Source organism: Actinomadura sp. NPDC048955, assembly GCF_040649435.1.
Classification (GTDB): domain Bacteria; phylum Actinomycetota; class Actinomycetes; order Streptosporangiales; family Streptosporangiaceae; genus Spirillospora; species Spirillospora luteofluorescens.
This window is the reverse complement of sequence record NZ_JBEZJI010000001.1, coordinates 105,871-130,162: the sequence shown is the minus strand read 5'-3', so window position 1 is coordinate 130,162 and position 24,292 is coordinate 105,871. Positions and strand designations below refer to the sequence as shown.

At 73.5% G+C, this 24,292-nt stretch carries 23 protein-coding genes and 1 riboswitch; of the genes, 5 read left to right on the top strand and 18 right to left on the bottom strand.

Annotated features, from left to right (window positions below; all coding sequences use genetic code 11):
* Positions 1-2 precede the first annotated feature (2 nt).
* Complete coding sequence (locus tag AB0C84_RS00630) at positions 3-1,226, top strand: aldolase (RefSeq protein ID WP_361059684.1); 1,224 nt, start codon at positions 3-5, stop codon at positions 1,224-1,226.
* Here AB0C84_RS00630 and AB0C84_RS00625 read toward each other — a convergent pair.
* From AB0C84_RS00625 to AB0C84_RS00610, 4 genes are read right to left on the bottom strand one after another with little or no spacing between them, the layout of a single operon-like run.
* Positions 1,156-1,797, bottom strand: a complete 642-nt coding sequence (locus tag AB0C84_RS00625; RefSeq protein ID WP_361059681.1) for a nucleotidyltransferase family protein — start codon at positions 1,795-1,797, stop codon at positions 1,156-1,158. The genes AB0C84_RS00630 and AB0C84_RS00625 overlap by 71 nt on opposite strands.
* Before the next feature lie 17 nt (positions 1,798-1,814).
* Positions 1,815-2,951 (bottom strand): XdhC family protein, encoded by a 1,137-nt coding sequence (locus AB0C84_RS00620; RefSeq protein ID WP_361059678.1) that lies wholly within the window; start codon positions 2,949-2,951, stop codon positions 1,815-1,817.
* Positions 2,944-4,062: a VWA domain-containing protein gene (locus tag AB0C84_RS00615; protein WP_361059675.1), complete on the bottom strand. Its 1,119-nt coding sequence runs from the start codon at positions 4,060-4,062 to the stop codon at positions 2,944-2,946. Before AB0C84_RS00615 ends, AB0C84_RS00620 begins: the two co-directional genes overlap by 8 nt.
* A gap of 2 nt (positions 4,063-4,064) precedes the next feature.
* Positions 4,065-4,961 carry a MoxR family ATPase gene (locus tag AB0C84_RS00610; RefSeq protein ID WP_361060196.1) on the bottom strand — a complete coding sequence of 299 codons (897 nt, stop codon included), beginning with the start codon at positions 4,959-4,961 and terminating at the stop codon, positions 4,065-4,067.
* Positions 4,962-5,151: 190 nt separating this feature from the next.
* Here AB0C84_RS00610 and AB0C84_RS00605 point away from each other — a divergent pair, with 190 nt between their 5' ends.
* Genes AB0C84_RS00605 through AB0C84_RS00595 form a run of 3 tightly spaced genes read left to right on the top strand, consistent with a single transcriptional unit; the run spans position 5,152 to position 8,460 of the window.
* The gene (locus AB0C84_RS00605; protein WP_361059672.1) at positions 5,152-6,414 is read left to right on the top strand and encodes a sulfite oxidase; all 1,263 of its coding nucleotides are present in this window, start codon (positions 5,152-5,154) and stop codon (positions 6,412-6,414) included.
* A 10-nt stretch (positions 6,415-6,424) separates the two neighbouring features.
* Positions 6,425-7,825, top strand: coding sequence for a selenium-binding protein SBP56-related protein (locus tag AB0C84_RS00600; RefSeq protein ID WP_361059669.1), 1,401 nt, complete (start codon positions 6,425-6,427; stop codon positions 7,823-7,825).
* Positions 7,822-8,460: a hypothetical protein gene (locus tag AB0C84_RS00595; protein WP_361059666.1), complete on the top strand. Its 639-nt coding sequence runs from the start codon at positions 7,822-7,824 to the stop codon at positions 8,458-8,460. Before AB0C84_RS00600 ends, AB0C84_RS00595 begins: the two co-directional genes overlap by 4 nt.
* A gap of 9 nt (positions 8,461-8,469) precedes the next feature.
* On the opposite strand, the gene AB0C84_RS00590 is transcribed toward AB0C84_RS00595, so the two are convergent.
* The 6 genes from AB0C84_RS00590 to AB0C84_RS00565 all read right to left on the bottom strand — a co-directional run bounded on the left by AB0C84_RS00590 (position 8,470) and on the right by AB0C84_RS00565 (position 12,894).
* The gene (locus AB0C84_RS00590; protein WP_361059663.1) at positions 8,470-8,916 is read right to left on the bottom strand and encodes a PH domain-containing protein; all 447 of its coding nucleotides are present in this window, start codon (positions 8,914-8,916) and stop codon (positions 8,470-8,472) included.
* The gene (gene hisG / locus AB0C84_RS00585; protein WP_179842847.1) at positions 8,909-9,784 is read right to left on the bottom strand and encodes an ATP phosphoribosyltransferase; all 876 of its coding nucleotides are present in this window, start codon (positions 9,782-9,784) and stop codon (positions 8,909-8,911) included. The genes AB0C84_RS00590 and hisG overlap by 8 nt, the downstream gene beginning before the upstream one ends.
* Positions 9,785-9,849: 65 nt before the next feature.
* A complete protein-coding gene (gene ribH, locus AB0C84_RS00580; RefSeq protein ID WP_258938927.1) occupies positions 9,850-10,362 on the bottom strand; it encodes a 6,7-dimethyl-8-ribityllumazine synthase in 513 nt (170 codons plus the stop codon).
* Entirely contained in the window at positions 10,359-11,666 is a 1,308-nt protein-coding gene (locus tag AB0C84_RS00575) for a bifunctional 3,4-dihydroxy-2-butanone-4-phosphate synthase/GTP cyclohydrolase II (protein ID WP_361059658.1), read from the bottom strand. Before AB0C84_RS00575 ends, ribH begins: the two co-directional genes overlap by 4 nt.
* Positions 11,663-12,304 carry a nicotinamide riboside transporter PnuC gene (gene pnuC / locus AB0C84_RS00570; protein WP_258938926.1) on the bottom strand — a complete coding sequence of 214 codons (642 nt, stop codon included), beginning with the start codon at positions 12,302-12,304 and terminating at the stop codon, positions 11,663-11,665. Before pnuC ends, AB0C84_RS00575 begins: the two co-directional genes overlap by 4 nt.
* On the bottom strand, positions 12,301-12,894 hold the full coding sequence (locus tag AB0C84_RS00565; protein WP_179842850.1) for a riboflavin synthase: 594 nt from the start codon (positions 12,892-12,894) through the stop codon (positions 12,301-12,303). Before AB0C84_RS00565 ends, pnuC begins: the two co-directional genes overlap by 4 nt.
* An 81-nt stretch (positions 12,895-12,975) precedes the next feature.
* A riboswitch (FMN riboswitch) is annotated at positions 12,976-13,106 on the bottom strand.
* Positions 13,107-13,292: 186 nt separating this feature from the next.
* Between AB0C84_RS00565 and AB0C84_RS00560 the strand changes: the two genes are divergently transcribed.
* Positions 13,293-14,801 (top strand): hypothetical protein, encoded by a 1,509-nt coding sequence (locus AB0C84_RS00560; RefSeq protein ID WP_361059653.1) that lies wholly within the window; start codon positions 13,293-13,295, stop codon positions 14,799-14,801.
* A gap of 10 nt (positions 14,802-14,811) precedes the next feature.
* Here AB0C84_RS00560 and AB0C84_RS00555 read toward each other — a convergent pair whose 3' ends face one another.
* The 8 genes from AB0C84_RS00555 to AB0C84_RS00520 form a co-directional block, all read right to left on the bottom strand.
* Positions 14,812-15,450, bottom strand: coding sequence for an HAD-IA family hydrolase (locus tag AB0C84_RS00555; RefSeq protein ID WP_361059650.1), 639 nt, complete (start codon positions 15,448-15,450; stop codon positions 14,812-14,814).
* Complete coding sequence (gene rpe, locus AB0C84_RS00550; RefSeq protein ID WP_361059646.1) at positions 15,447-16,124, bottom strand: ribulose-phosphate 3-epimerase; 678 nt, start codon at positions 16,122-16,124, stop codon at positions 15,447-15,449. Before rpe ends, AB0C84_RS00555 begins: the two co-directional genes overlap by 4 nt.
* Positions 16,125-16,136: 12 nt before the next feature.
* Entirely contained in the window at positions 16,137-17,051 is a 915-nt protein-coding gene (locus tag AB0C84_RS00545; RefSeq protein WP_361059643.1) for a phosphatase PAP2 family protein, read from the bottom strand.
* Positions 17,052-17,098: 47 nt separating this feature from the next.
* A complete protein-coding gene (locus tag AB0C84_RS00540) occupies positions 17,099-18,505 on the bottom strand; it encodes a transcription antitermination factor NusB (protein ID WP_361059640.1) in 1,407 nt (468 codons plus the stop codon).
* Positions 18,505-19,431: a methionyl-tRNA formyltransferase gene (fmt, locus tag AB0C84_RS00535; protein WP_361059637.1), complete on the bottom strand. Its 927-nt coding sequence runs from the start codon at positions 19,429-19,431 to the stop codon at positions 18,505-18,507. The genes AB0C84_RS00540 and fmt overlap by 1 nt, the downstream gene beginning before the upstream one ends.
* Positions 19,432-19,977: a peptide deformylase gene (gene def / locus AB0C84_RS00530; RefSeq protein WP_179842856.1), complete on the bottom strand. Its 546-nt coding sequence runs from the start codon at positions 19,975-19,977 to the stop codon at positions 19,432-19,434. It lies immediately after the preceding gene.
* 149 nt (positions 19,978-20,126) lie between these two features.
* Positions 20,127-21,935 (bottom strand): hypothetical protein, encoded by a 1,809-nt coding sequence (locus tag AB0C84_RS00525; protein WP_361059634.1) that lies wholly within the window; start codon positions 21,933-21,935, stop codon positions 20,127-20,129.
* A gap of 268 nt (positions 21,936-22,203) precedes the next feature.
* A complete protein-coding gene (locus tag AB0C84_RS00520) occupies positions 22,204-24,273 on the bottom strand; it encodes a primosomal protein N' (RefSeq protein ID WP_361059631.1) in 2,070 nt (689 codons plus the stop codon).
* Between the last annotated feature and the right edge of the window lie 19 nt (positions 24,274-24,292).

Below are 24,292 nucleotides of genomic sequence, written 5' to 3'. Positions count from 1 at the left end.
GGGTGAACCTCAGCGTCTCCTCGTACGACGATCTGTCCGCGCGCATCGCCACCGTCCGCGACGTTCACGGCGAGCGCTTCCCCGGCGGCGCGGAAGGCCGCCAACCGGTCCACACGGTGTACGTCCCGGCGGACCGGTTCTCCCGCTCGACGCCCGCCGACTTCGGCGCCGAGGCGCTGCGGCTGCTGAACACCCACACGCCGGGCGCCGGGTCGTTCGGCGCCGCGTTCGGGCTCGATCCGGAGCTCGCCGGGCCGGTGCGCGAGCGCGTCGCGGCGAAGCTGGCCGCCGAGCCGGTCGAGGACGTCCGGATCGACTTCGAGGACGGCTACGGGGTGCGCGACGACACGGAGGAGGACGCCCACGTCGAGCAGGTCGTGGAGGCGGTCGGCGCCGCGTACCAGGTCAAGGGCCTGCCGCACTACTGGGGGCTGCGGGTCAAGTCGTTCGCCGACGGCGGCCACGAGCGCGCGATGCGGACGCTGGACGGGTTCCTGACCGCGCTGCGCGACCGGCTCGGCCGGCTGCCCGGCGGGTTCACCATCACCTTCCCCAAGGTGACCTCGATCGATCAGGTCAAGCTGTTCGTGGAGTTCCTCGACCGGCTGGAGACCGCGCTCGGGCTGCCGCAGGGCATCCTGCGGTTCGAGATCCAGATCGAGACGCCGCAGGCGCTGATGGACCACGAGGAGGACCGGATCGGGCTCCAGTCCTTCGTGACCGAGGCGCAGGGCCGCATCACCGCCGCCCACTTCGGCGTGTTCGACTACACCGCCGCGCTCGGGCTGCCGCCGCACGAGCAGCGGCTCGACCACCCCGCCTGCGACTTCGCCCGGCACATCATGCAGGTGTCGCTGGCGGGCACCGGCGTGCGGCTGTCGGACGGCTCCACCAACGTCATCCCCCGCAACGACGGGCCCGACGAGGTCAACGCCGCGTGGGCCGCGCACGCCGCGCACGTCCGACACTCCCTGGCGCACGGCTTCTACCAGGGCTGGGACCTGCATCCCGCGCACCTGCCGAGCCGGTACGCGGCGGTGTACGCCTTCCACCTGAGCGGCGTCGACGACGTGATCGGACGGGTCCGGGCCTGGCACGAGCAGGCGGCGGGGCACGGGAGCGGCTTCCTGGACGAGCCCGCCACGATCACGGCGCTCACCGCTCGGCTGCGCCGTGCGGTCGACTGCGGGGCGCTGGACGAGAGCGTCCTTCCCGCGGGCGGCTGAGCGCGGACAGGTCCTCCGGGGTGTCGATGTCGTCGGGCGCGGCGACGTCGCCGCACGGGACGGGCGTCACCAGCTCCGGGTGGGCGCGCAGGTAGCCGCGCGCCCCCTGGTCCCCGACCGCCGCCTCGGCGGCGCCGGCGAAATGCGTGGCGGCCAGCAGGACGGGGTTGCGCTGCGCTCCCCCGTAGGCGGCGACCGCGATGCCGGCGCCCTCCTCGAACGCCGCGATCAGCCGTTCGACGGCGGCGGGCGTCACCAGGGGCTGGTCGACCAGCGCGACGACCACGGCGGGGCAGCCGGGCGGCAGCGCGGCGAGCCCGGCGCGCAGGGACGAGCCCATGCCGTCGCGCCAGTCGGGGTTGGGCACGACGACGGCGCCGATGACCTCGATCTGCTCGGCGCCCGCCACCACCAGGACCGGGGAGCAACCCCCGTCCCGCAGCGTACGGACGCCCCGGTCGACGAGCCGCTCGCCGTCCAGCTCCAGCGTCGCCTTGGGGCGGCCGAGGCGGCGGCCCTCCCCCGCGGCGAGCAGCAGGCCGGCCGGGGACTCCTCACTCCGCAACGTCATCCCGCGAGGGTAGGCGCTCAGCCCGGCCCGGCGTGGGACTCGGCGTGGATCCGGCCGCTGGTGTCGGTGAGCGGGCGGCCGGAGCCGCCCCAGCGCAGCTGGACCAGCTCCGCCGCGATCGACACGGCCGTCTCCTCCGGCGTGCGGGCCCCGAGGTCCAGGCCGATCGGCGAGCGCAGCCGGTCCAGTTCGGCGTCGGACAGGCCCGCCTCGCGGAGCCGCGCCGTCCGGTCCTCGTGGGTGCGGCGCGAGCCCATCGCGCCGACGTAGCCGGCGTCGGTGCGCAGCGCCACCTCCAGCAGCGGCACGTCGAACTTGGGGTCGTGGGTGAGGACGCAGATCGCAGTGCGCCCGTCGATGGAGCCGCGCGCCTCCTCCAGGAACTTGTGCGGCCACTTCACCACGACCTCGTCGGCCTCCGGGAACCGCTTGGGCGTCGCGAACACCGGCCGCGCGTCGCACACCGTCACGTGGTAGCCGAGGAACTTGCCGATCCGGGCGACGGCCGCCGCGAAGTCGATCGCGCCGAACACCAGCAGCCGCGGCGGCGGCGCGAAGGAGTGCACGAAGACGGCGAGGTCGTCGAGCCGCCGCTCCCCCTCGGGCCCGTAGTGCCGCTGGCCGGTGAGGCCCTGGGCGAGCATGCCGCGCGCGTCGTCGTCCACCGCCGCGTCCAGCCGGGCCGCGTGCGGGGCGCCGGGCGCGAGGGACCCGTACGCGCGGTCGGTCCAGATCACGCGGCGGGCGCCGATCCGCCCCGGTCCGGCCACGACGGTGGCGACCGCGACCGGCTCGCGCGCCTCGATCGCCGCGGCGACGTCCGCGAACTCGGGGAAGGTGTCCGGGCCGACGGGCTCCACCAGCACGTCCAGGATCCCGCCGCAGGTCAGGCCGACGGCGAACGCGTCGTCGTCGCTCACCCCGTACCGCTGGACGACGGGTTCGCCGGTCTCCAGCACCGTCTGCCCCAGCTCGTACACGGCGCCCTCGACGCAGCCGCCGGACACGCTGCCCGCGACCTCCCCGTCCGGCGAGACCGCCATCGCCGCCCCCGGCGGGCGCGGCGCGCTGCGGAAGGTGTTCACGACGGTCGCGAGCGCGAACGTCCGTCCCGACCCGTACCAGCCCGCGATGTCGCCGAGCACGTCACGCATGAGCCCTCCCCTTTCCGGCGCCCGCGACGAGGCGGGCCAGCTCCTCCAGTGCGGCCAGGCTGTGCCCGGAGGTGAAGTCGTCCACGTGCGGGAGCGCCGCGGCCATACCCGCGGTGAGCGGCTCGTACCCGGGCCGCGCCTTGTGCGGGTTCGCCCACACCACCCGGTGCGCGAGCCGGTGCAGCCGCGCCATCTGCGCGCCGAGCAGGCCCGCGTCGCCGCGCTCCCACCCGTCCGAGGCGATCACCACGACCGCGCCCCGCGCCAGCCCCCGCTGCCCGAACCGGTCGAGGAACTCCTTCAGCTCCTCGCCGAGCCGCGTGCCGCCGCTCCAGTCCGGGATGGCCGCGGACGCCGCCGCCATCGCCGCGTCCGGGTCGCGGTGCCGCAGCTCGCGGGTGAGGCGGGTGAGGCGCGTCCCGGCGCTGAACACCTCGACGTCCCTCCCGCCCGAGCGCGCGGCGGCGTGCGCGAACCGCAGCAGCGCGTCGGCGTACGGGCTCATCGACCCGCTGACGTCCACGATCAGCACCACCCGGCGCGGCCGGGTGCGGTGGCTCCGGTGCCGGAGCAGGGACGTCTCGCCGCCGCGCCGCAGCGTCTCCCGGACGGTGCGCGCCGGGTCGAGCCGCCCGGTCGGCGTCGGCGCGAACCGCCGCGACCTGCGCCGCTCGGCCCCCGCGTCCAGCAGGGCGATGAGCCGCGCGACCTCGGCGCGCTCGGCGGCGCCGAGCCGCGCGACGTCCCGGTCGCGGAGCACCTCGACGTCGCTGGCCGTGGCCGCCTCCAGTCCCTGCTGCTCCTGCCCTCCCCCGCGCCCGCCCGGTTCCGCCACCGGCACCCGGCGCACCACGACGGGCGGCGTCCCCCGCCGCGCGCGGGCGGTCGCGCCGGTGAAGTACGCGGCGAAGCAGCGGTCGTAGCGGGCGAGGTCGTCGGGGTCGGCGCAGAGGGTGAGCCGTCCCGCCCAGTACACGTCGCGGGGGTCGAGCACGTCGAGGTGGTCGAGCGCCGCGAGCATCGCCTGGACCCGCTCGGGGTCGGCCGCCCCGCCCGCGGCCCGCACCGTCCTGGCGAAGCCGACCATCGTCTCGGTGACGTCCCGGTCCACGGCTATCCCCCGTCGAGCAGGGCCTCTAGCCCGGTGGCGCCCCCGCCGCCGAGCACGCGCTGCTGGTCCTCGCGGTACTTCAGGACGGCGCCGAGCGTCACCGCCGCCGTCCCCGGGTCGAGGTCGCGGACGCCGAGGGCCACGAGGGCCTCCGTCCAGTCGAGGGACTCGGCGACGCCCGGCGGCTTCAGCAGGTCGGTCTCGCGCATCCGCTGCGCGGCCCGCGCCACCTGCCCGGCCAGCCGCTCCGCCGCGTCCGGCAGCCGCCGCCTGATGATCGCGACCTCGCGGTCGAACGAGGGGTGCTCCAGCCAGTGGTACAGGCAGCGGCGCTTGAGCGCGTCGTGGACCTCGCGGGTGCGGTTGGACGTCACCACGACCACCGGCGGCCGCTCGGCCCGGATCGTGCCGAGCTCGGGGACGGTGATCGTGAAGTCGCTGAGGACTTCGAGCAGGAACGCCTCGAACTCGTCGTCGGCACGGTCCAGCTCGTCGACGAGCAGGACGCTGGGGGACGTCTCCAGCGCCTGGAGCAGGGGCCGTGCCAGCAGGAACCGCCGGTCGTAGAGCTCGCCCTCCAGCCGCGACACGTCGCTGACGCCCGCGGCCTCCGCCGCGCGCAGGTGCAGGAGCTGGCGGGGGAAGTCCCAGTCGTAGAGCGCCTGCGACGCGTCGAGCCCCTCGTAGCACTGGAGCCGGATCAGCGGCGCGCCGAGGCCCCGCGCGAGCGTCTTGGCCAGCTCGGTCTTGCCGACGCCGGCCTCCCCCTCCAGGAACAGGGGCCGCCCCATCCGCAGGGCGAGGAAGCAGGCCGTGGCGAGCCCCTCGTCGCACAGGTAGCCATGCCTGTCGAGCAGGCCCGCGAGCTCCGCGGGCGATCCGACCTGGTCCACGGTCATCGGCGCCGCCTCCCCCACGGATCACAGGCTACTCAGCCCGGGACCCGAGTCACACCTCTGGACCTTCCGGGGATTCCGTCCGGCCGCACGCCCGGTCCGCGGCCTCTCGCGAACCTCACCTCCGCCTAAAAACCTGTTAAAGCAGTAGGGAAAGTTGACTTTTGGTCGCGGGCTGAGCAGCATCGGAGCCATGCGAAGCGGTGATCCCGGCGACCTGCCCCCCGAGGACGATCTGACCGACGAGGCGACCTACGAGGGCGTCCGGCTCCCCTCCCGGAGAGGGCTGCTGCGGCTGTCGGCCGGGGCCGGGCTGACCGCCGGCCTCTCCGCGGCCCTCGGCCCCCGGCCCGCGGACGCCGCGACCGGGATCGTGAAGCCGCTGCCCCCGGAACTGTTCGTCCCGCAGGGCACGAACGCCGAGATGCGGTGGGAGGCCATGCGCGGGCAGGGGTACCTCACGCCCACCGACCGGTTCTTCGTCCGCAACCATGTCGCCACGCCGCTCATCGACGCGCGCACCTGGCGGCTGAGGCTGTGGGGAACCGGCCTGCGCGGCGCGCCCAGCGAGGACCGTCCCGTCGAGCTCACCTACGAGGACCTCCTCCGGCTCCCGGCGGAGGAGGTCACCGCGTTCATCGAGTGCACGGGCAACGCACGCGGGTTCTACACCTCCCAGCAGGGCCAGGAGGTCTCGGGAACGCCCTGGCGGCTGGGCGGGGTCGGCGTGGCGCACTGGCGCGGCGTCCGGCTGGCGACCGTCCTGCGTCGCGCAGGTGTCACCCCTGCGGCCGTGGACATCATGCCGCGTGGGCTGGACGCTGAGTTCGTGGACAAGGGCGAGAACCTCGGTCGCGTGCGGCGTCCCCTTCCGATCGCGAAGGCCATGAAGGACGCGCTCCTCGCCTATGAGATGAACGGCGCTCCCCTGCCGCCCGACCACGGCCACCCGGTGCGCCTGGTCGTGCCCTCGTGGACGGGCATCGCGTCCATCAAATGGCTGGGCGACATCCAGGTGGCCGACGAGCCGCTGTTCTCGCCGTGGAACACCCGCTACTACCGGCTCTTCGGGCCCGGCTACCCCGAGGAGGGGTCGGCGCCCCTGACCCGCATGAACGTCAAGTCCGCGTTCGAGCTGCCTTGGGAGGCCTCCCTGCCCGCGCGCCCGCACGTCCTGCACGGCCGGTCCTGGTCGGGCAACGGCCGGATCCGGCACACCGAGGTCAGCGTGGACGGCGGCAGGACGTGGCGCCGCGCCCGCCTGCGGGACCGCCACTCCGGCCCCCGCGGATGGGTCCGCTGGGAGCTGCCGTGGCACCCCGAAGGGCCCGGCCGGTACGAGCTCCTGGCACGCGCGACCGACGAGACCGGCACCACCCAGCCCGCGACCGCCCCCTACAACACGCTCGGCTATCTCTTCGGCGCCGTCGTCCGTCACCCGGTCACCCTCACCTGAAAGGGCACCCATGCCACTGTGGAAGCCAGACCCGACGTTCTACGCGTCCCCGCGCGACGCCGCCTCCGCGCCGCCGGAGAAGCTCGCCTACGTCGCGGCGTTCGACCGGGCCGCCGAAAAACCGGACGCGATCGCGGTGCTCGACGTGGACCCCGGGTCCGCCTCCTACGGCACCGTGGTGGGGTGGACGGAGCTGCCCTACCTCGGCGACGAGCTGCACCACTTCGGGTGGAACGCGTGCAGCAGCGCCCTGTGCCCCGGCTCCCCGCACCCGCACGTCGAGCGCCGGTACCTGATCGTCCCCGGGCTGCGGTCGTCGCGGGTGTACGTCATCGACACCAAGGACGACCCCGTCGCCCCGAAGATCGTCAAGACGCTGGAGCCGGACGAGCTGGCCAAGCGCGCCGGGTACTCGCGCCCGCACACCGTCCACTGCGGGCCGGAGGGCCTCTACCTGACCGCCCTCGGCGGGGCGAACGGCGAGGACGGCCCCGGCGGGATCGCGCTGCTCGACCACACCTCGTTCGAGGTCCTCGGACGCTGGGAGGTCGACCGGGGCCCGCAGCACTTCGCCTATGACGCCTGGTGGCACATCGCGCACGACGTGCTCGTCGCGTCCGAGTGGGGCACCCCGTCCATGATCGAGGACGGTGTCGTCGGGGAGCTGCTGCTCGGCCGCAAGTACGGGCACTCGCTGAACTTCTTCGACCTGCGCAAGCGCAAGCACGTCCAGACGGTCGACCTCGGGGACGAGCACCAGATGGTCCTGGAGCTGCGCCCCGCGCACGACCCGACGAAGCTCTACGGGTTCGCGGGCGTGGTCGTCAGCGTCGAGGACCTGTCGGCGTCGGTGTGGGTCTGGCACCGCGACGGCGACCGGTGGGCCGCGACCAAGGTCATCACAATCCCCGCCGAGCCCGCCGACCCGGACTCCCTGCCGCCCGTCATCCGGCCGTTCGGGGCCGTGCCGCCGCTCGTGACGGACATCGACCTGTCCGTGGACGACCAGTGGCTGTACGTCTCGTGCTGGGGCACCGGCGAGCTCAAGCGCTACGACGTCAGCGACCCGTTCCACCCGGTCGAGGCGGGCTCGGTGCGCATCGGCGGCATCGTCGGCCGGACCCCCCACCCCGCCGACCCCGGGCGCCCCCTCGCGGGCGGGCCGCAGATGGTGGAGGTCAGCCGCGACGGCGAGCGCGTCTACGTCACCAACTCGCTCTACGGCTCGTGGGACGACCAGTTCTATCCCGACGGCGTCGGCGCGTGGATGGCCAAGCTCGACTCCACCCCGGACGGCTTCTCCTTCGACGAGCGGTTCTTCCCCAGCGGCGACGCCTTCCGCGGACGCCGCCCGCACCAGACGCGCCTCCAGGGCGGCGACGCCTCCTCGGACTCCTACTGCTACCCGTGAACGACGGGTCGCTCGCCGCCCTCGTCGCGCTCGGCGCGTTCCACGGCCTCAACCCGGCCATGGGATGGCTGTTCGCCGTGGCCCGCGGACTCCAGGAGCGCAGCCGGTCCCTCGTGCTGCAGTCGCTCCCGGCCATCGCCGCGGGCCACGCCGCCTCCGTCGGCGCCGTCGCCGTCCTCGTCGCCCTCACCCGCTCCGTCGTCGCGACCCGCGCGGTCGCGATCGGCGGCGGGGCCGTGCTCGTCGGGTTCGGCCTGTGGCGGCTGCTGTCGCGCCGGCACTTCCGGTGGGTCGGCATGCGGATCTCGCTGTGGCAGCTCGCCGGCTGGTCGTTCCTGATGTCGTCGGTGCACGGCGCGGGCCTGATGCTGCTGCCCGTGCTCACCTCGTCCGGGACGGCCCCGGCGGGCCACGACCACGGCCTGGCATCGTCCTCCGGCAGCGCCCTGTCGACCGGGATCTTCGTCACCGCCGTGCACACCCTGTCGATGTTCACCGTGGCCGGAGTGATCGCCGTGCTCGTCTACGAGGTCGTCGGCCTGGCCGTCCTGCGCCGTGCCTGGTTCAACCTCGACCGCGTGTGGGCCGTCGCCCTCATCGGCGCCGGCACCGTCACCGCCTTCACCGCCTGGTGACCCGGGAGGTCAGGCGGGGTCGGGGGCTTCGCCTCGGGTGTGGAGGAGGGCGCGGAGTTCGGTGAGCTGGCCGGCGGCGCGGGCCTTCTCGGCGCCGTTGATGCCCATGGCGGGCAGGGAGGTGCCGTCGGCCAGGTCGAGGGTGGGCCACGGGTCGCCGGTGGTCATGGTGACGTCGACGACCTCGGGCCATTCGAGGCGGCGGGTGCGGAAGGCGTTGACGACCGTGAGACCGGAGTCGTCGGCGCTGACGCGGCAGCGGGCCAGCATGTGCAGGACCCAGGCGACCACCGCGGCGAAGGCGACCATCAGGATCCGGTCGAACAGCTTGAACTGCGGCGCCACCACCACGGCGAGCACGATCATGCCGAGCACGATCACGCCCGCCGTGGTGTAGGCGACGAGCCGGGTGGTGCGGGGGCGCCACACCGCCGGCAGGGCCGGAAGGTCAGTCAACGATCTTCGCGATGGGGATCTCGAGGATGTCGTGGGCGCCCGCCGCCTTCAGCGCCGGGATCAGCGTGTTGACGCCGCGCTTGGCGACCACCGACTCCACGGCGTTGGACTCGCCGCCGGCGAGGGAGGTGACCGTGGGCGAGGACATCGCGGGCATGATGTCCAGGACCTGCTGCAGGTCGGCGTGCGCGACGTTCAGCTTCAGCAGCACCTTGCCGCGGGCGCGGATCACGCCCTGCAGCAGCAGCGAGATGTCCTCCATCGCGGCGCGCTTCTCGGCGTCCTCGTAGGCCTCGCGGTTCGCGACCAGCTCGGTGTAGCTGGTCAGGAGCGTGTCGAGGATGCGCAGGCCGTTCTTGCGCAGCGACGAGCCCGTCTCGGTGAGGTCGACGATCGCGTCGACGATGTCGGGCACCTTCGCCTCGGTCGCGCCGTAGGACGGGACGACCGTGGCCTTGACGCCGTGCTGGTCGAGGAACCGCTTGGTCATCGCCGGGAACTCGGTGGAGATCCGCACGCCCTCCGGCAGGTCCGCCACGGACCGCCAGGGCGCGCCGTCCGGCACCGCCATGATCACGCGGACCGGGTTGGAGGTCGCCTTGGAGTACTTCAGCTCGCCGAGGCTGACGACGTCGGCGTCGGTCTCGGTGATCCAGTCGCGGCCGGTGATGCCGAGGTCGAACAGGCCCTGTTCGAGGTAGGTCGGGATCTCCTGCGGGCGCAGGACCCGGACGCGGTCGATGCGGGGGTCGTCGATGGAGGCGCGGTAGTCGCGGTCCGAGGCGCGCTGGACGGTGAGGTCGGCGGCGTCGAACAGCTGCATGGTCGCCTTCTCCAGCGACCCCTTGGGCAGAACGAGTGACAGCACGGATCAGCCTTTCGATCAGGACGGGTACGGGATACCGGGACGTTCGGGGCTCTGGCGCCCCCCGCTCAGGAGCCCAGATGCTCCAGGCCGTGCCCGGCGTGACCGTGATGCCGCAGACCTCGCAGGGTCAGTGCCGTGTCGAGTGCGGCCACAGTCGCCTCCCATCCCTTGTCCTCGGAGCTGCCAGGCAGCCCGCTGCGTTCCAGTGCCTGCTCAATGGTGTCACAGGTGAGCACCCCGTTGCCCACCGGAGTCGACTCGTCCAGCGCGATGCGGGTCACACCGGCGGTCACCGAGTCGCACACGTAGTCGAAATGGGCGGTGGCGCCTCGGATGACCGCGCCGAGGCAGACGACCGCGTCGAGGTCGCGGGCCATCTGCTGGGCGATCACGGGCAGTTCGAGCGCGCCGGCGACGCGGGCCACGACCGGCTCGTCCACGCCGCACGCCTTCGCCGCGGCGAGCGCCCGCTCCAGCAGCCGATCGGTGACGCGCTCGTGCCAGCGGGTGCACACGATGCCGAGCGTGAGCCCGGCCGCGTCGACCGTGATGTCCTCGGGGCGTCCCGCGCCGCTCATGAGAGTCCCTCGCTCTGGTGCCGGGTTCCGATCTGGTGGCCGAGCTCGATCTGGTGGCCGAGGCGGTCGCGCTTGACCGTCAGGTAGCGCCGGTTGTGCTCGGTGACGATGACGGGCATGGCCTCGCGACCCCGCACGTCCACCCCGAAACCGCCCAGTCCCCTGAGCTTGTCCGGGTTGTTGGTGAGCACCCTTACCGAGCGTACGCCCAGCTCGCGCAGCATGTGGCCGGCGTTGGAGTACTCGCGCGCGTCGGCGGGCAGCCCCAGCTCCAGGTTGGCGTCGACGGTGTCGGAGCCGTTGTCCTGGAGGGCGTACGCCTGGAGCTTGGCGAGCAGGCCGATCCCGCGCCCCTCGTGCCCGCGCAGGTAGAGCACGATGCCGCGGCCCTCTTCGGCGATCCGCTCCATGGCGGCGTCGAGCTGGGTTCCGCAGTCGCAGCGCTCGGAGTGCAGGACGTCGCCGGTGAGGCACTCGGAGTGGGCCCTGACCAGGACGTCCTCGCCGTCGCCGAGGTCGCCCAGCACGAGCGCGATGTGCTCGCCGCCGTCGATGGCGCTGGAGAACCCGACCGCGCGCCACATCCCGAACCGGTTGGGCAGGCGGGTCTCGACGACGCGGGTCACCATGGCCTCGGTGCGCCTGCGGTACCCGGCGAGCTGCTCGATCGAGATGAGCTTGAGTCCGTGTTCCTTGGCGAAGACCTGGAGCTCGGGCAGGCGCGCCATGGTGCCGTCCTCGTTCACCACCTCGGCGAGGACGCCGGCCGGGGCGAGCCCGGCGAGCCGGGCGAGGTCGACGGCGGCCTCGGTGTGGCCGCGCCGGCGCAGGACGCCGCCCTCGCGGTAGCGCAGCGGGAAGATGTGGCCGGGGCGGACGAAGTCGCCGGGCTCGGACGCCGAGTCGCACAGCGTGCGGATCGTGTGCGCCCGGTCGGCGGCGGAGATGCCGGTGGCGATGCCGAGACGGGCGTCGACGCTGATCGTGTAGGCGGTGCGCATGCGCTCGGTGTTCTGCGCGGTCATCAGCGGGATCTGCAGCCGGTCGAGGTCGGCGCCCTCCATCGGGACGCAGATGACGCCGCTGGTGTAGCGGATCGTGAACGTCAGCAGCTCGGGCGTCGCCTTCGACGCCGCGAAGATGATGTCGCCCTCGTTCTCGCGGTCCTCGTCGTCGACGACCACGACGGGCAGGCCCGCCGCGATGTCGGCGACCGCCGACTCGATGGAATCGAAGATCCCCGTGTTCCCGGCCACCGTGCCGCCGGTTCCCGTGCCGTTCGGCGCCGTGTCGTTGCCGCTCATGCGGTCACCGCCTTTTGCGTGGAGTTGCGCGCGCCCCGGGACTCCCGGAGCCAGTTCCTGAACCCGACCATCACCATCACGAAGAAGATCCCGTAGACCGCGCCGGAGACGTACAGCCCGGACTTGAGCGCCAGCGGCACCCCGACCAGGTCGACCAGCACCCAGACGATCCAGAAGTCGACGAGCGCGCGGCTCTGCGCGAAGGTCGCGACCGCGCTGCCGACGAAGATGTAGGCGTTCGCCCACGGCGACCAGGCGACCTTCAGCCAGTCGAGGTGCACGAACAGCTCGGCGACCACGGCCGTGCCGAGCAGGAGCGCGACGAGCAGCACGGCCCGCTCCCTGACGGTCGCCTGCCGCACGACGAGCCCTTCGGCCTCGCGCCGCCCCCGGGTCCACATGAACCATCCGTAGAGGGCGAGCCCGCAGAAGAGGATCTGCTTGAGCGCGTTCCCCGGGACGTTCGCGTGCAGCGAGGCCGCGAGCAGCAGGAGGGCGCCGACCAGCTGCACCGGCCAGGTCCAGAGGGTCTTGCGCATGGCGAGCCAGACCACGGCGAGCGACAGGACGTTGCCGGCGAGATCGGTCCACAGGATGTGCTCGCCGAAGACCTCGAATCCGGCGCCGAGCCAGTTCATGACCGGTCTCCGAGCATCCGCTCGACGTACTTGGCGACGACGTCCACCTCGAGGTTGACCGGGTCGCCGGGCCGCTTGTGGCCGAGGGTGGTCAGCGCGAGCGTCGTCGGGATGAGGGCGACGCTGAACCGGTCGGCGCCCGCCTCGACGACCGTGAGGCTGATCCCGTCGATGGTGATCGAGCCCTTGTCGACCAGGTAGCGGCTCAGCTCGGCGGGCAGGGACACCGTCACCACGTCCCACCGCTCCCCCGGCTCGCGGGAGACGATCGCGCCGACGCCGTCGACGTGGCCCTGGACGAGGTGGCCGCCCAGCCGGTCCGACAGCCGCACGGGACGTTCGAGGTTGACCTTGGAGCCCGGCTCCAGCACGCCCAGGCTGGACTTGTCGAGCGTCTCCTTGATGACGTCGGCGGTGAAGACCTCGCCCTTGACGTCCACCACGGTGAGACAGACGCCGTTGACCGCGATCGACGCGCCGTGCACGGCGTCCTGGACGACCAGCGGCCCGCGGACCGCGAGCGCGACCGAGTCCCCCTGGGGCTCGATCGCCACGATCTCGCCGAGCTCCTCGACGATGCCGGTGAACATCTCCCGGGCCTCCTAGATCAGTGGCTCCGGGGGACGCGAGAGACGTACGTGCGTCCTAATACACCCCTGGTCAGGGGTGTACCGCGCGCTGCCTCCCATCCGGACTTTCACCGTCGGTCCCGGAGTTCCACCGGGTCAACCGGCCGATGGATTCGGCCGGGTCGCGGACTGTCACCGCCGGTTCGGAATTTCACCGACCCCGGAGCACGCGTTCATGCTTTGCCAACCAGTGTGCCACGCATTCCATTCCGCGCCCCTGTGACCATCGCCACGACGCGGCGGTCGTGCCACGGCGTGCACGGCCGCCCCGCAGGAGTCTGCGGCGGGTCTTGCCGGAAGGCGGGCGCGCGGTGCAAGTTGTTGACGGAACCCCCCGCCCTCCATTTCTGGAAAGGCCAATGGCGAAGCTGAACCTGTCGCCCAAGATCCTTGACGTTCTCGACTTCGGCACGCCGTCCGCCGAACGCGACATCTCCCGGGGACTGGAGAAGTACTTCGTGGAGTCCCCCGCCTACCACCGCGTCCGGTCCGGGGCGAAGACGATCCTGATGGGCAACCGCGGGGCCGGCAAGAGCGCGATCTTCCAGGTGCTGGCCAAGCGGGAGCGGGCCGCCGGCAGCCACGTCATCGAGCTGTCGCCCGAGGACTACTCCTACGAGCTGCTCAGCTCCACGATGGCGGCGGAGAGCGCGGGCTCGTGGGCCAAGCAGGGCGCCTACGCCGCCGCGTGGAAGTACCTGATCTACGTGCTCGTCATGAAGGCGCTCGCGCGCAAGGGGATGCGGCTCACCAAGAACGGCGGCCGGCAGATCCACAACTACATCCGCGACATCCACGGCGCGCAGCAGCTCGGGCCCCTGTCGCTGCTGGTCTCCTACCTCAAGCGGCTGGAGGCCGTGAAGATCGGGCCGATCGAGGCCGGCGTGCGGACCCGCGAGCTGGACCGCCTCTACCAGCTGGAGGAGATCCAGAACCTGCTGCCGGCGCTGCGCAAGGTGCTGGACAACCAGCGGGTGGTGGTGCTCGTGGACGAGCTGGACCGCGGCTGGGACTCCTCGGAGGACGCCAAGGCGTTCGTGTCCGGGCTCTTCCAGGCGTGCGTGTCCATCAACGCGCTCCACCAGAACCTGCGCGTCTACATCTCGCTGCGGCAGGAGCTGTACGACGACATCCCCGCCCTCTACGACGACGCGCAGAAGCACCGGGACCTGCTGGAGAAGATCTCCTGGTCGGAGGACTCGCTGCTCGAACTGATCGCCAGGCGGATCCGGCACTCGGCCCACGAGAACGGCTTCGCCGTGGACGCCCTCGAACGCGCCGGGGACCGGGCGTGCTGGTCGGCGGTCTTCGCGCCGCCGCCGCCCGGCAAGGGGCGGGACGGGACGTTCGGCTACATGGTCGACCGGACGCTGTACCGGCCGCGCGAGCTCATCCAGTTCTGCTCGGAGGCGCTGGAGCAGAGCAGGGCCCGGCGCTCCAAGCTGCCCGTGCCGTACTCGGCGATCGAGCGGTCGGAGTACGGCTACTCCGCCGAGCGGACCAAGGACATCGCCGCCGAGTACCGCTCCCAGTACCCGGGGCTGCTGAGCGTGTTCGAGGTGTTCCGCAGCCGACCCGCCGTCTTCGGCCGCGAGGAGCTCGAACTGCTGTGCCTGGAGCTGGCCTGCGGGGACGTCCCCACCCACGGGACCGGGTCGTGGCTTCCCTCGTGCGACCCGAACGAGCTGATCGAGATCCTGTGGCGGGCGGGCCTGCTGACCGCGCGGGCGTCCGGGGAAGGGCGGTTCCTCGGCAGCCACCAGGTGCAGCACCTCAACCTCGCGGCCGTGCGCCGGTTCCGCGTCCACGCCATGTTCCACGCCTCGCTCGGCATCGACGCCGCGGGGGCCGGGAGCGCCGGGGGCTGAGACCGGGGCGTCAGGCGATCGTGAGGTGCAGGCCGGCGGGGGTGGACCTCACGAGGCTCAGGTCCTGGACGACGTGGTGCGCCTCGGCCAGGGACTCCTCCGGGTGGCTGGTGACCAGCGCGAGGACGGTGGCCCCGGCCGCGCGGCCCGCGGCGATCCCGGCGGGGGCGTCCTCGACGACCACGCAGGCGGACGGGTCCACGCCCAGGCGGCCGGCCGCCTGGAGGTAGCCGGACGGGTCGGGCTTGCCGTCCGCGACGTCCTCGGCGGTCACCAGGATGGGCGGGGAGGGGATCCCCGCCGCTTCGGAGCGCGCCTTGAACTGCGCCCGGTCCATGGACGTGACGAAGGCGTGGGGCAGGCCGCTCATGTCCGCCAGCAGGTCCAGGGCCCCGGGCAGGGCGATGATGCCGTCGGTGGAGACCGCCTCCAGCGCGTCCAGGCGCGCGGTGGCCTCGCGGACCCGTTCGGCCGGCAGGAACTCGGCGACGCGGTCGCTCGTGCGGCGGCCGTGCGCGCCCGACATGAACGCGTCCGGGTCGATGCCGTACTCCGCGGCCCATTCACGGCCCGCGCGTTCCACCAGGGGCGTCGAGTCGACGAGCGTGCCGTCCACGTCGAACAGGACGGCGGCACAAGAGAGGATCACCAGTCCGCCTTGGCCGTCGCCTCTTCGGCCTGGCCGCGGAGCCTGCGGACCGCCTCGGCCGGGTCTTCGGCCCCGTAGACGGCGCTGCCGGCGACGAACACGTCCGCGCCCGCCTCCGCGCAGCGCTCGATCGTCTCGGCGCTGACGCCGCCGTCCACCTGGAGCCAGACGGGCAGGTCGCGGCCCTTGATGAGCTCCCGCGCGCGCCGCACCTTCGGCAGGACGACGTCCAGGAACTTCTGGCCGCCGAAGCCGGGCTCGACGGTCATCAGCAGGAGCATGTCGATCTCGCCGAGGAGGTCCTCGAAACCGTCCACCGGGGTGGCCGGGTTGACGCCCAGCCCGGCGCGCGCGCCCGCGGCGCGGATGGCCCGCAGGGTGCGGATGGGCGCCTTCGCCGCCTCGGCGTGGATGGTGACGCTCTCGGCTCCGGCCTCGGCGTACTGCGGCGCCCAGCGGTCGGGGTCCTCGATCATCAGGTGGCAGTCGAGGGGCAGCGCGCTGTTCCTGAGCAGAGCCTGCACGATGGGCAGTCCCAGGGTGAGGTTCGGGACGAAGTGGTTGTCCATCACGTCGACGTGGACCCAGTCGGCGGAGTCGGCGATGCGCGCGACGTCCTCGGCCAGGCGGGCGAAGTCGGCGGACAGGATGCTGGGTGCGATCTGAGGAGCCATGATGCCCCGATTCTATTGGCGCAGCCCCGCCCGATCGTCACCCGCCTGGGTGAGGCCCGGGGTGGGACGGGCCGCCAGGCGCAGGCGGACGAAGACCTCCGGCGCACCCGCCGTCACCCACAGCACGAGCAGCGCCTGGACGACGAAGGCCTGCACCAGGCCGGCCCCTTCGAACAGGGCGATGACCGCCGCCCCCGCGAGCCCCACCGGGAGGCGCGTCAGACGCTGCCAGGCCCTGCCGCCCGGATCGAACCAGCCGCGCCAGGCGACGAGGGAGAGCCCCATCAGGAGGCCACAGAGAGCACCGGACGCCTGGGCCGAATCGGTCAGGGTGACGGGCTCGGCGACGCCCCCGGCCGCCCTGATGGCCTGCGCCCATGCCTGGGGCCACTGCCAGTCCCGGAGCGGCCGCGCCGCGCCCCAGGCCGCCGCGAGCATCAGCAAGGACACTGCCAGCGAGAGCGCCAGTTGCACCGCCAGATGTCGCCGCCGCCACCACGGGACGACGATGGGCTCCAGCCCGAGCGCGGCGACCAGGACCACCAGGCCGACGCCCCAGCCCGCCAGCACCTGCCCCGTCGAGTGGACGCCCAGGTAGACGCGGGACACCCCGATGAGGAAGATGACGGCGGCGGCGCCCGCCCACAGGTACCACCGCCTGGTCTGGGCGGCGAAGAAGCCCCAGCCCGCGACGCTGTTCTGGGCGTGGCCGGACGGCATCCCGAACGACGACAGCGACTGCCTGCCCTGGATGTTCGGGTCCGTCCAGTACGGGCGGGGAGCGTGGAAGACCAGCTTGAGGAGGGAGTTGACCGCCGCGCCGAACAGCAGCACCACGGCGGCCCTGCCGGCCAGCCTCGGCGCAACGCACCAGAACAGCGCCAGGAGCAGCGGAACGTAGAAGGCCGCACTGCCCAGGTACGACATGAAGACCATGAAGCCGGTCAGCAGAGCGCCTCCCCCCAGAGGTCAGGTCATGTACGGCGGAGCAGCGCCAGGAACATCGCGTCCGTGCCGTGGCGGTGCGGCCAGAACTGGGCGTACGGGCCGTCCCCCAGCCCGGCGAGGCCCGGGGCGATCCCCGCGAGGACGCCGGGCGCGTCGAGCCGTTCGACGTCGTCGCGCTTGCGCAGGACGTCGTCCACCACCACGCGGGTCTCCGCCAGGTGGGGAGAGCAGGTGACGTAGGCGACCACGCCGCCGGGGCGGACGGACTCCAGTGCCGTGGCGAGCAGCTTCCGCTGGAGCGGCCCGAGTTCGGCGACCGATTCGGGGCCGCGGCGCCAGCGGGCCTCAGGACGGCGGCGGAGCGCGCCCAGACCGGTGCAGGGAGCGTCCACCATGACGCGGTCGAAGGAGCCCGGACGCCACGCCGGAGCGGTGCCGTCGGCGGCGACCACGCCCGTCCGGTCGTCGACCGCACGCCGGACGAGCCCGGCGCGGTGCGGCTGGACGTCCGCGGCGAGAAGCCGGGCATCGCGCTGGGCGGCGAGAGCCGACAGGAGCCCGGCCTTGCCTCCGGGGCCGGCGCAAAGATCGGCCCAACGTGCGTCCGGGCCGTCCAGGGGAGCTTCGGCCAGAGCGAGGGCGACCATCTGGCTGGCCTCGTCCTGGACGGCTGCGCGCCCGTCGCGGACGGCGGCGATACCCGCCGGGTCACCCTCGGCCAGGACGGCGCCGTAGGGCGAGTAGGGGGCGGGCTCCGCGCCCGCGTCGTACAGCTCTTCGAGAGTCGCCCTGCCGGGGCGTGCGACGAGCGTCACGCGGGGTCGGGCGTTGTCGGCCGCGAGGAGTTCGTCGATCTCGGCCGTCCCGACGGCGTCCCGCATGGCGGACACGATCCATTTCGGGTGGCTGTGGGCGATCGACAGGCGCGTCGTGGTGTCGGCGTCGGCGGGCGCCACGATCTGGAGCCAGGCGTCCATGTCGCGCATGGCGACCTTGCGGAGCACCGCGTTGGCGAACTTGGCCTGGCCCGGGCCGGAGACCGAACGGGCCAGCTCCACCGTCGTCCCCACGGCGGCGTGCGGCGGGATGCGAGTGGCGAGGACCTGGTGGGCGCCGAGGCGCAGGACGTCCAGGAGGGGCGCGTCGATCCGGCGCAGTTCGCGGTCGCTGCACAGCGCGAGCACCGCGTCGTAGGTTCCCCTGCCGCGCAGGGTCCCGTACGTCAGTTCAGTGGCGAGGGCGGCGTCGCGACCGGTCAGGCCGCGGTCGCGCAAGCGCGGGGGAAGCAGGAGGTTCGCGTAGGCGTCGCGGGTCTCCACCGCCCGGATCACGTCGAACGCGGTACGGCGGACGAGATCCTGAGGACGGCCCGTCTTGCGGGGACCGCCCGGACGGGTGTTCGGGGCGCGTCGGCGGTTGCGGGCGGGAGGCATCAGTGCAGGGCGTCCTTGCCGGTGAGGTTGAGGCCGCGAGCCCAGTCGGCGGCGGCCATGGGGCGCTTGCCCTGCGGCTGCACCTCGCCCAGCGCGACCGGATGCGTGGCCGTGCCGACCAGCACCTCGCTCTTGCCCGCGCTGATCTCACCGGGCGCGAGCGCGGCGGCGCCGGAGGCCGGACGGACGGGGCCGAGCTTGACGCGCGCGTCGCGGAAGTTCGTCCACGCGCCCGGCGCCGGGGTGCAGGCGCGGATCAGGCGGTCGATGTGCAGGGCCGGGCTCTTCCAGTCGACGTGGCCGTCCTCGGGCGTCAGCTTCGCCGCGTGGGACACCCCCTCGGTCGGCTGGGGCCGGGGCTCCAGAACGCCCGCCTCGATGCCGTTCATGGTGTCCAGCAGGAGGTCCGCGCCGGCGACGGCCAGCCGTCCCAGCAGCTCGCCGGCGGTGTCGTCCGGCCGGATCGGCTCGGTGAGCACGCCGTAGACCGGGCCGGTGTCCAGGCCCTCCTCGATCTGGAACGTGGCCGCGCCGGTCACGTCGTCGCCGTGCAGGATCGAGCGCTGCACGGGGGCGGCCCCGCGCCAGGCGGGCAGCAGCGAGAAGTGCAGGTTCACCCAGCCGTGGCGGGGGATCTCCAGGGCCTCGCGGGGCAGCAGCGCGCCGTAGGCGACCACCGGGCAGCAGTCCGGCGCGATCTCCCGGATCCGGTCGAGGAACTCGGGGTCGCGGGCCTTCGCCGGCTTCAGCACCTCGACGCCGGCCTCGGCGGCGAGCGAGGCGACCGGGCTGGCGCTCAGATGCCTCCCCCGCCCCGAACGCCCGTCGGGGCGGGTCACGACCGCCACGACCTCGTGCGAGGACCCCAGAAGGGCCGTCAGGGCCGGGAGCGCCGTCTCGGGCGTCCCGGCGAAGACCAGCCGCATCTAGATCGCCTTCCCGAGGGTGCGGTGCGGCGACTCCTTCACGACGGGCGCCGGCTCGCCGAACCACTCGGCCTCCCGGATCGCCTTCATCGCGGCCTTGCGCTGCTCGGGGTCCATCCGGTCGATGAAGATGATCCCGTCGAGGTGGTCGGTCTCGTGCTGGACGCACCGCGCCAGCAGGTGGGTGCCCTCCAGCGTGATCGGCTCCCCGTGCATGTTGAAGCCCTTCGCCACCACCCCGAGGGAGCGGGGCGTGGGGAACGCCAGGCCGGGCAGGGACAGGCAGCCCTCGTCGTCGGTCTCCTGCTCGTCCGACAGGTCGAGCGTCGGGTTGACCACGTGCCCGAGGCGGTCGTCGACGTAGTAGGTGAACACGCGCAGCCCGACGCCGAGCTGGGGGGCGGCCAGGCCCGCGCCGGGGGCGTCGATCATCGTGTCGGTGAGGTCCTTGACGAGCTGGCGCAGCTCCTTGTCGAAGTCCTTCACCGGCTCTGCGGGCGTGCGCAGCACGGGGTCGCCGAAGAGGCGGATGGGCTTGACGGCCAACGGGGACTCCGTTTCGTGCGAATGTCGCTGATCACTGCGGGCGGCGCCCGGTCGCTGCGGGTGCCGCCGACTGCCTGCGGGTGCCGGTGACTACCGGGGCGCGCCCCACAAGTCTACGGAGGCGCGGGCCCGGAACATTCACGCCATGTTCACACACCGCGGTGCGCGCTCTGGCGCGCCGAACGCGCCTTGTAGGCGGCGGTACGGGCGGCCTTGGCCGTCGCCTTGTCGGGGTGGTGGGCCCCCAGCGCCTCCAGGACGTCGGCCACACCGGGATGATGGGTGCGCCACAGCTCGTCCACCATGGTCATCATCTCGGCCCCGGGCGGCGCGTCGATGAGCGCCGCCTCGACCGCCTCCTGCGGCTCGGCCGTCTCCAGCATCCCGGCGACCGTGTCGACGAAGACCCAGAGGTACTCCTCGCGGGCCAGTTCCCGCCCCGCCGGGTCGCCGGCGGCGTTCAGCCACATCGCGGCGTAGGGCGCCACGAGCGGGTGCTCCTGCGCGGCGCGGACCACCCCCGCGGCCTCGGGACCGACGCGGTGCAGGACGGCGGCGGCGAGGTTGCGGGCGCCTGGCCCGCCGGTCCGCATCACGTCCAGCAGGTCGGCGGCGGCGTCCTTGGGGTCGTGCGACGCCAGCCAGCCGTCGATCTCCTCGTCGGCGGCCTCCGGCCGGTACCAGGTGAGCCCCGCGATGAGCTCGGACGCGCGGGCTCCGGCCAGCTCGCCGATCACGGGGGCGGTGAACCCGTCCGCGAGGAGCAGCTCCCGGACGGCCCACACCCCGAGCGGCGTGAGCACACGTCCCCCGCCGGACTCCTCGATGACGCCCCAGTCCCCCAGCACCGCCAGCTCCAGCGCGAGGGCGTCGGCCACGAGCGCGTACATGGTGCCGGCGTCGGTGAGGTCGTAGGCCTCCTCGATGTGGCCCAGCAGCGCATCGGCGAGGGCCTCGAACCCGGCCGGCTCCTCCTGCTCGTACAGGTGGATGAGGACGCCGGTCAGCTCGTTCTGGACGAGTTCGACCGCGTCCAGGCCGTCGGCGTAGTCGTGGCCGGGCACCACGACGGAGTCGAACAGCGGCAGCCAGGCGGTGAGCAGCTCCGCGTCGTCACTCGACCCGAGGCCCGCCAGCGCGGGGCCCGGAGCGGCGCGGCCGTCCCCGGCGTCGATCACCTTCGCCTCGACGGCGGCCCACCACAGCCGGTCCAGCGCGCCGTCGTCCTCCAACTGCCCGTGGCGCCGCGGGGTGTCGAGACCGAGCGCCTGCCGGGCGGCTTCGGCGTCGGCCCCGGTGAGCGCGCCGTGCTCGCCGAGCGGCCGCTCGCCCGTCCAGCGGGCCAGGGCCAGGACCGCCTCGGTGAGACCGGACCGCCGCGCCGCGTCCGCGACCTCGGCCTGCGGCGCGAGCCGGACCGGCGGGACCGTCAGCTCCCCGGCCTGCCGCAGGTACTCCTCGGTGCGGGCGAAGCGCTCCTCCTCCGGCTGCGCCTCGAAGTCGCGCATCCAGGCGTCGACGGCGTCCTTGTCGTCCAGGTCGATCCCGTCGGCCTGCATCAGCCCGGCGACGACCTCGGCCGCCGCCTGCCGCTCCTCGCTGTCGACGGCGGCGACGACCTCGGCGAAGCCGGGGCCGGTCCGCTCGATCTCCGCCTCCAGCCCGTCGGCGGCCGCCGCGGGCACGGCGCCGGTGTCGCGCAGGTAGGCGACGATCCGGCGCAGGGCGTCCAGGATGGTGGGGACGTCGTCGCGCGCGGCGACCACGGACTCGGGGAAGACCTCCAGGAGCAGCTCGCGGACGTGCCGCGGCTCCAGCGCCTCCGGGCCCGCCAGGCCCATCTCCTCCCGTGCCAGGTCGAGCAGGATGCGGACGCCCTGCTCGTCCAGCGCTTCACCGCGCTCGCCCGACCACCGCCGCAGGTCGCCCGCGGTGGTCTCCACCCAGTTGTCGGCCACGCCTGAACCCTATTGGTCGACCGAGTCCCCCGGGGTCGATTGAGCCCCCCACCCACCCGAGTCGCTCCACCACGCCCCCACGGAGGCCGGTCGAGTCAGGGGTCGATCGAGCCCCATGGAATCACCCGCGCCCCCCAGCGCCGACTGCGCTCCACGGAGCCGCTCGCGCTCCACGGCGCCGGTTGAACTCCACCGGGTCGGTCGCGCTCCACAAATCGATTGCGCTCCACGGCGTCGGTGGAGGTATGGCGTCGGCAGAGCTTCAGCGTCAGATCAGTTCCAGGGGGTCGATCTGGACGCGGACGGTCTCCGTCGCCTTGCGTGCGCTGCGTACGCCCTGCGCTTCTTTCAGGGCGCGTGCCAGGGCGCTGCCTGAGGTGCGTGGGACGCGTATCAGTGCGCGTTCCTTCTCTTGAGCCTCCGTGCCCGCCTGCGGGAGGGGAACGGGCCCGAGGACCTCCGCGCCCTCGGGCAACCGGGTGTCGGCCAGGAGTTCACGTATGGCGGCCGGGGACGCGGTCAGCGACGCCATGCGCGCGGCAGGGGGGAAGCCCACCTCCCTGCGCTCGGCCAGTTCCCGCTCCGCGTACGTGACCGGGTCCCAGCGCACGAGGGCCTGGACCGCCGGCAGCGCCCCCTCGGCCGCCACGATCACCGGGGCTTGGGGGCGGACGAGCGACGCCGCGTTCATCCAGCGCCTCAGCGTCTCCTCACCGGCGCGCAGGTCAGGCCGCCCGAGGAGGACCCAGCCGTCCAGCAGCAGCGCGGCCAGGTACCCGTTCTCCGCCGGAGGCTCGGCCCCGGGCGTCGACACCACGAGAGCCCGCTCCGGACCGACCCGGTCGAGGACGGCCTCGCGGCCCGAGGTGCGTACGGGCACCCCGGGGAACGCCCGGCCGAGCTCCTCCGCCGTGCGTTTGGCGCCCACCACGACGGCGCGCACCTGGAAGAAGCCGCATTCGGGGCAGTGCCAGTCGCCCGCGATGTGACCGCACCAGGCGCAGTACGGGGCCGCGTGGGACGAGGCAAGCGCCAAAGGCCCCTGGCAGGTCTGGCAGCGCGCCGGTGTGCGGCACCTCCCGCAGGCGATGCCCGGGACGTAACCGCGCCTCGGCACCTGGACGAGAACGGGCCCGCTCTCCAGCGCCTGCCGTGCGGCCTCGAACGCGACGTTCGGCAGGCGCGCGGTGCGGGCGGCGGCGTCCCGGGCGAGCTGCGCGTCCTCTCCCACGTAGCGGACGCGCGGCATCCTCGCCCGGATGCGGTTCCTGTCGGCGGCGAGCGCGTGGGCCCAGCCGGTCTCCACGAGCTGCGTCGCGTCGGTCGTCCGGGTGAACCCGCCGATAAGCGCACCGGCACCCGACCGGTGGGCGCGCAGGGCGAGGACGTCGCGGGGATGCGGATACGGCGCGTGCGGCTCGGCGTGGACGTCGTCGCCGTCGTCCCACAGCACGACCAGCCCCAGGTCGGCGACGGGCGCGAACATGGCGGCGCGGGTGCCGACGACCGCGCGCGCCTTGCCGCGCAGGACGGCGAGCCATCTCCGGTAGCGCTCCGCCGGACCCAGCTCCGCCGTCAGGGAGACGTGCAGGCCCTCCCCCAGCTCCGCCTCCAGCGCCGCGTCGACGCGCGCCGCGTCGCGGCCGTCGGCGACCACGACGAGCGCACCGCGCCCGCCGCTCAGCGTGGCGGCGACCGCGAGCGCGATGGCCGCCGCCCAGTCGGGGCCGGGCAGCGCCGTCCACACGGCGCGCGGCGCCCTCCCGTCGGCCAGCGCGCTCAGGAACGACTCCCCCGCCGGGTACTCCCGCCACGCGCCGGCGTCGGGCGCCTCGGGCGGGGCGGGGGCGGTCTCTTCCACGGGCTCGGCTTCGACGCGGGCGTGCCGGGGAGGGACGGCGAGCCGCAGGACGTCCGCGAACGTGCCCGCGTAGCGGTCGGCCACCTCCCGCACCAGCGCGGCGATCTCCGGGGCCAGGACGGGCTCGGGCGAGGTCACCCTCTCCAGGAACAGCAGCTTGCCGCCGTGGCCGCTCTCGGCGGCCCGCTCCAGGAGGAGGCCGTCGACGAGCTGGCCCGCGAAGCGCACCCGCACGCGGCAGCCGGGGACCGCCTTCGCGTCCAGCTCGGCGGGGACCAGGTAGTCGAAGGGACGGTCCAGGTGCGGGAGCGACATGTCGACCGCGACCCGCGCGACGGGCAGATCCGCGGCCGGACGGCGCGCCCCCTTCTTCCCTGTTTTTGCGGGTTTTCCGGGCTGGTTCGGCTTGGCGGCGGGCGCGCCCGGGAGGGCGTCCAGCCCCGGGATCAGGTCCGTTCCCCCGCCGTCCTTCGTCACGTCCCCGTCCTACCAGATC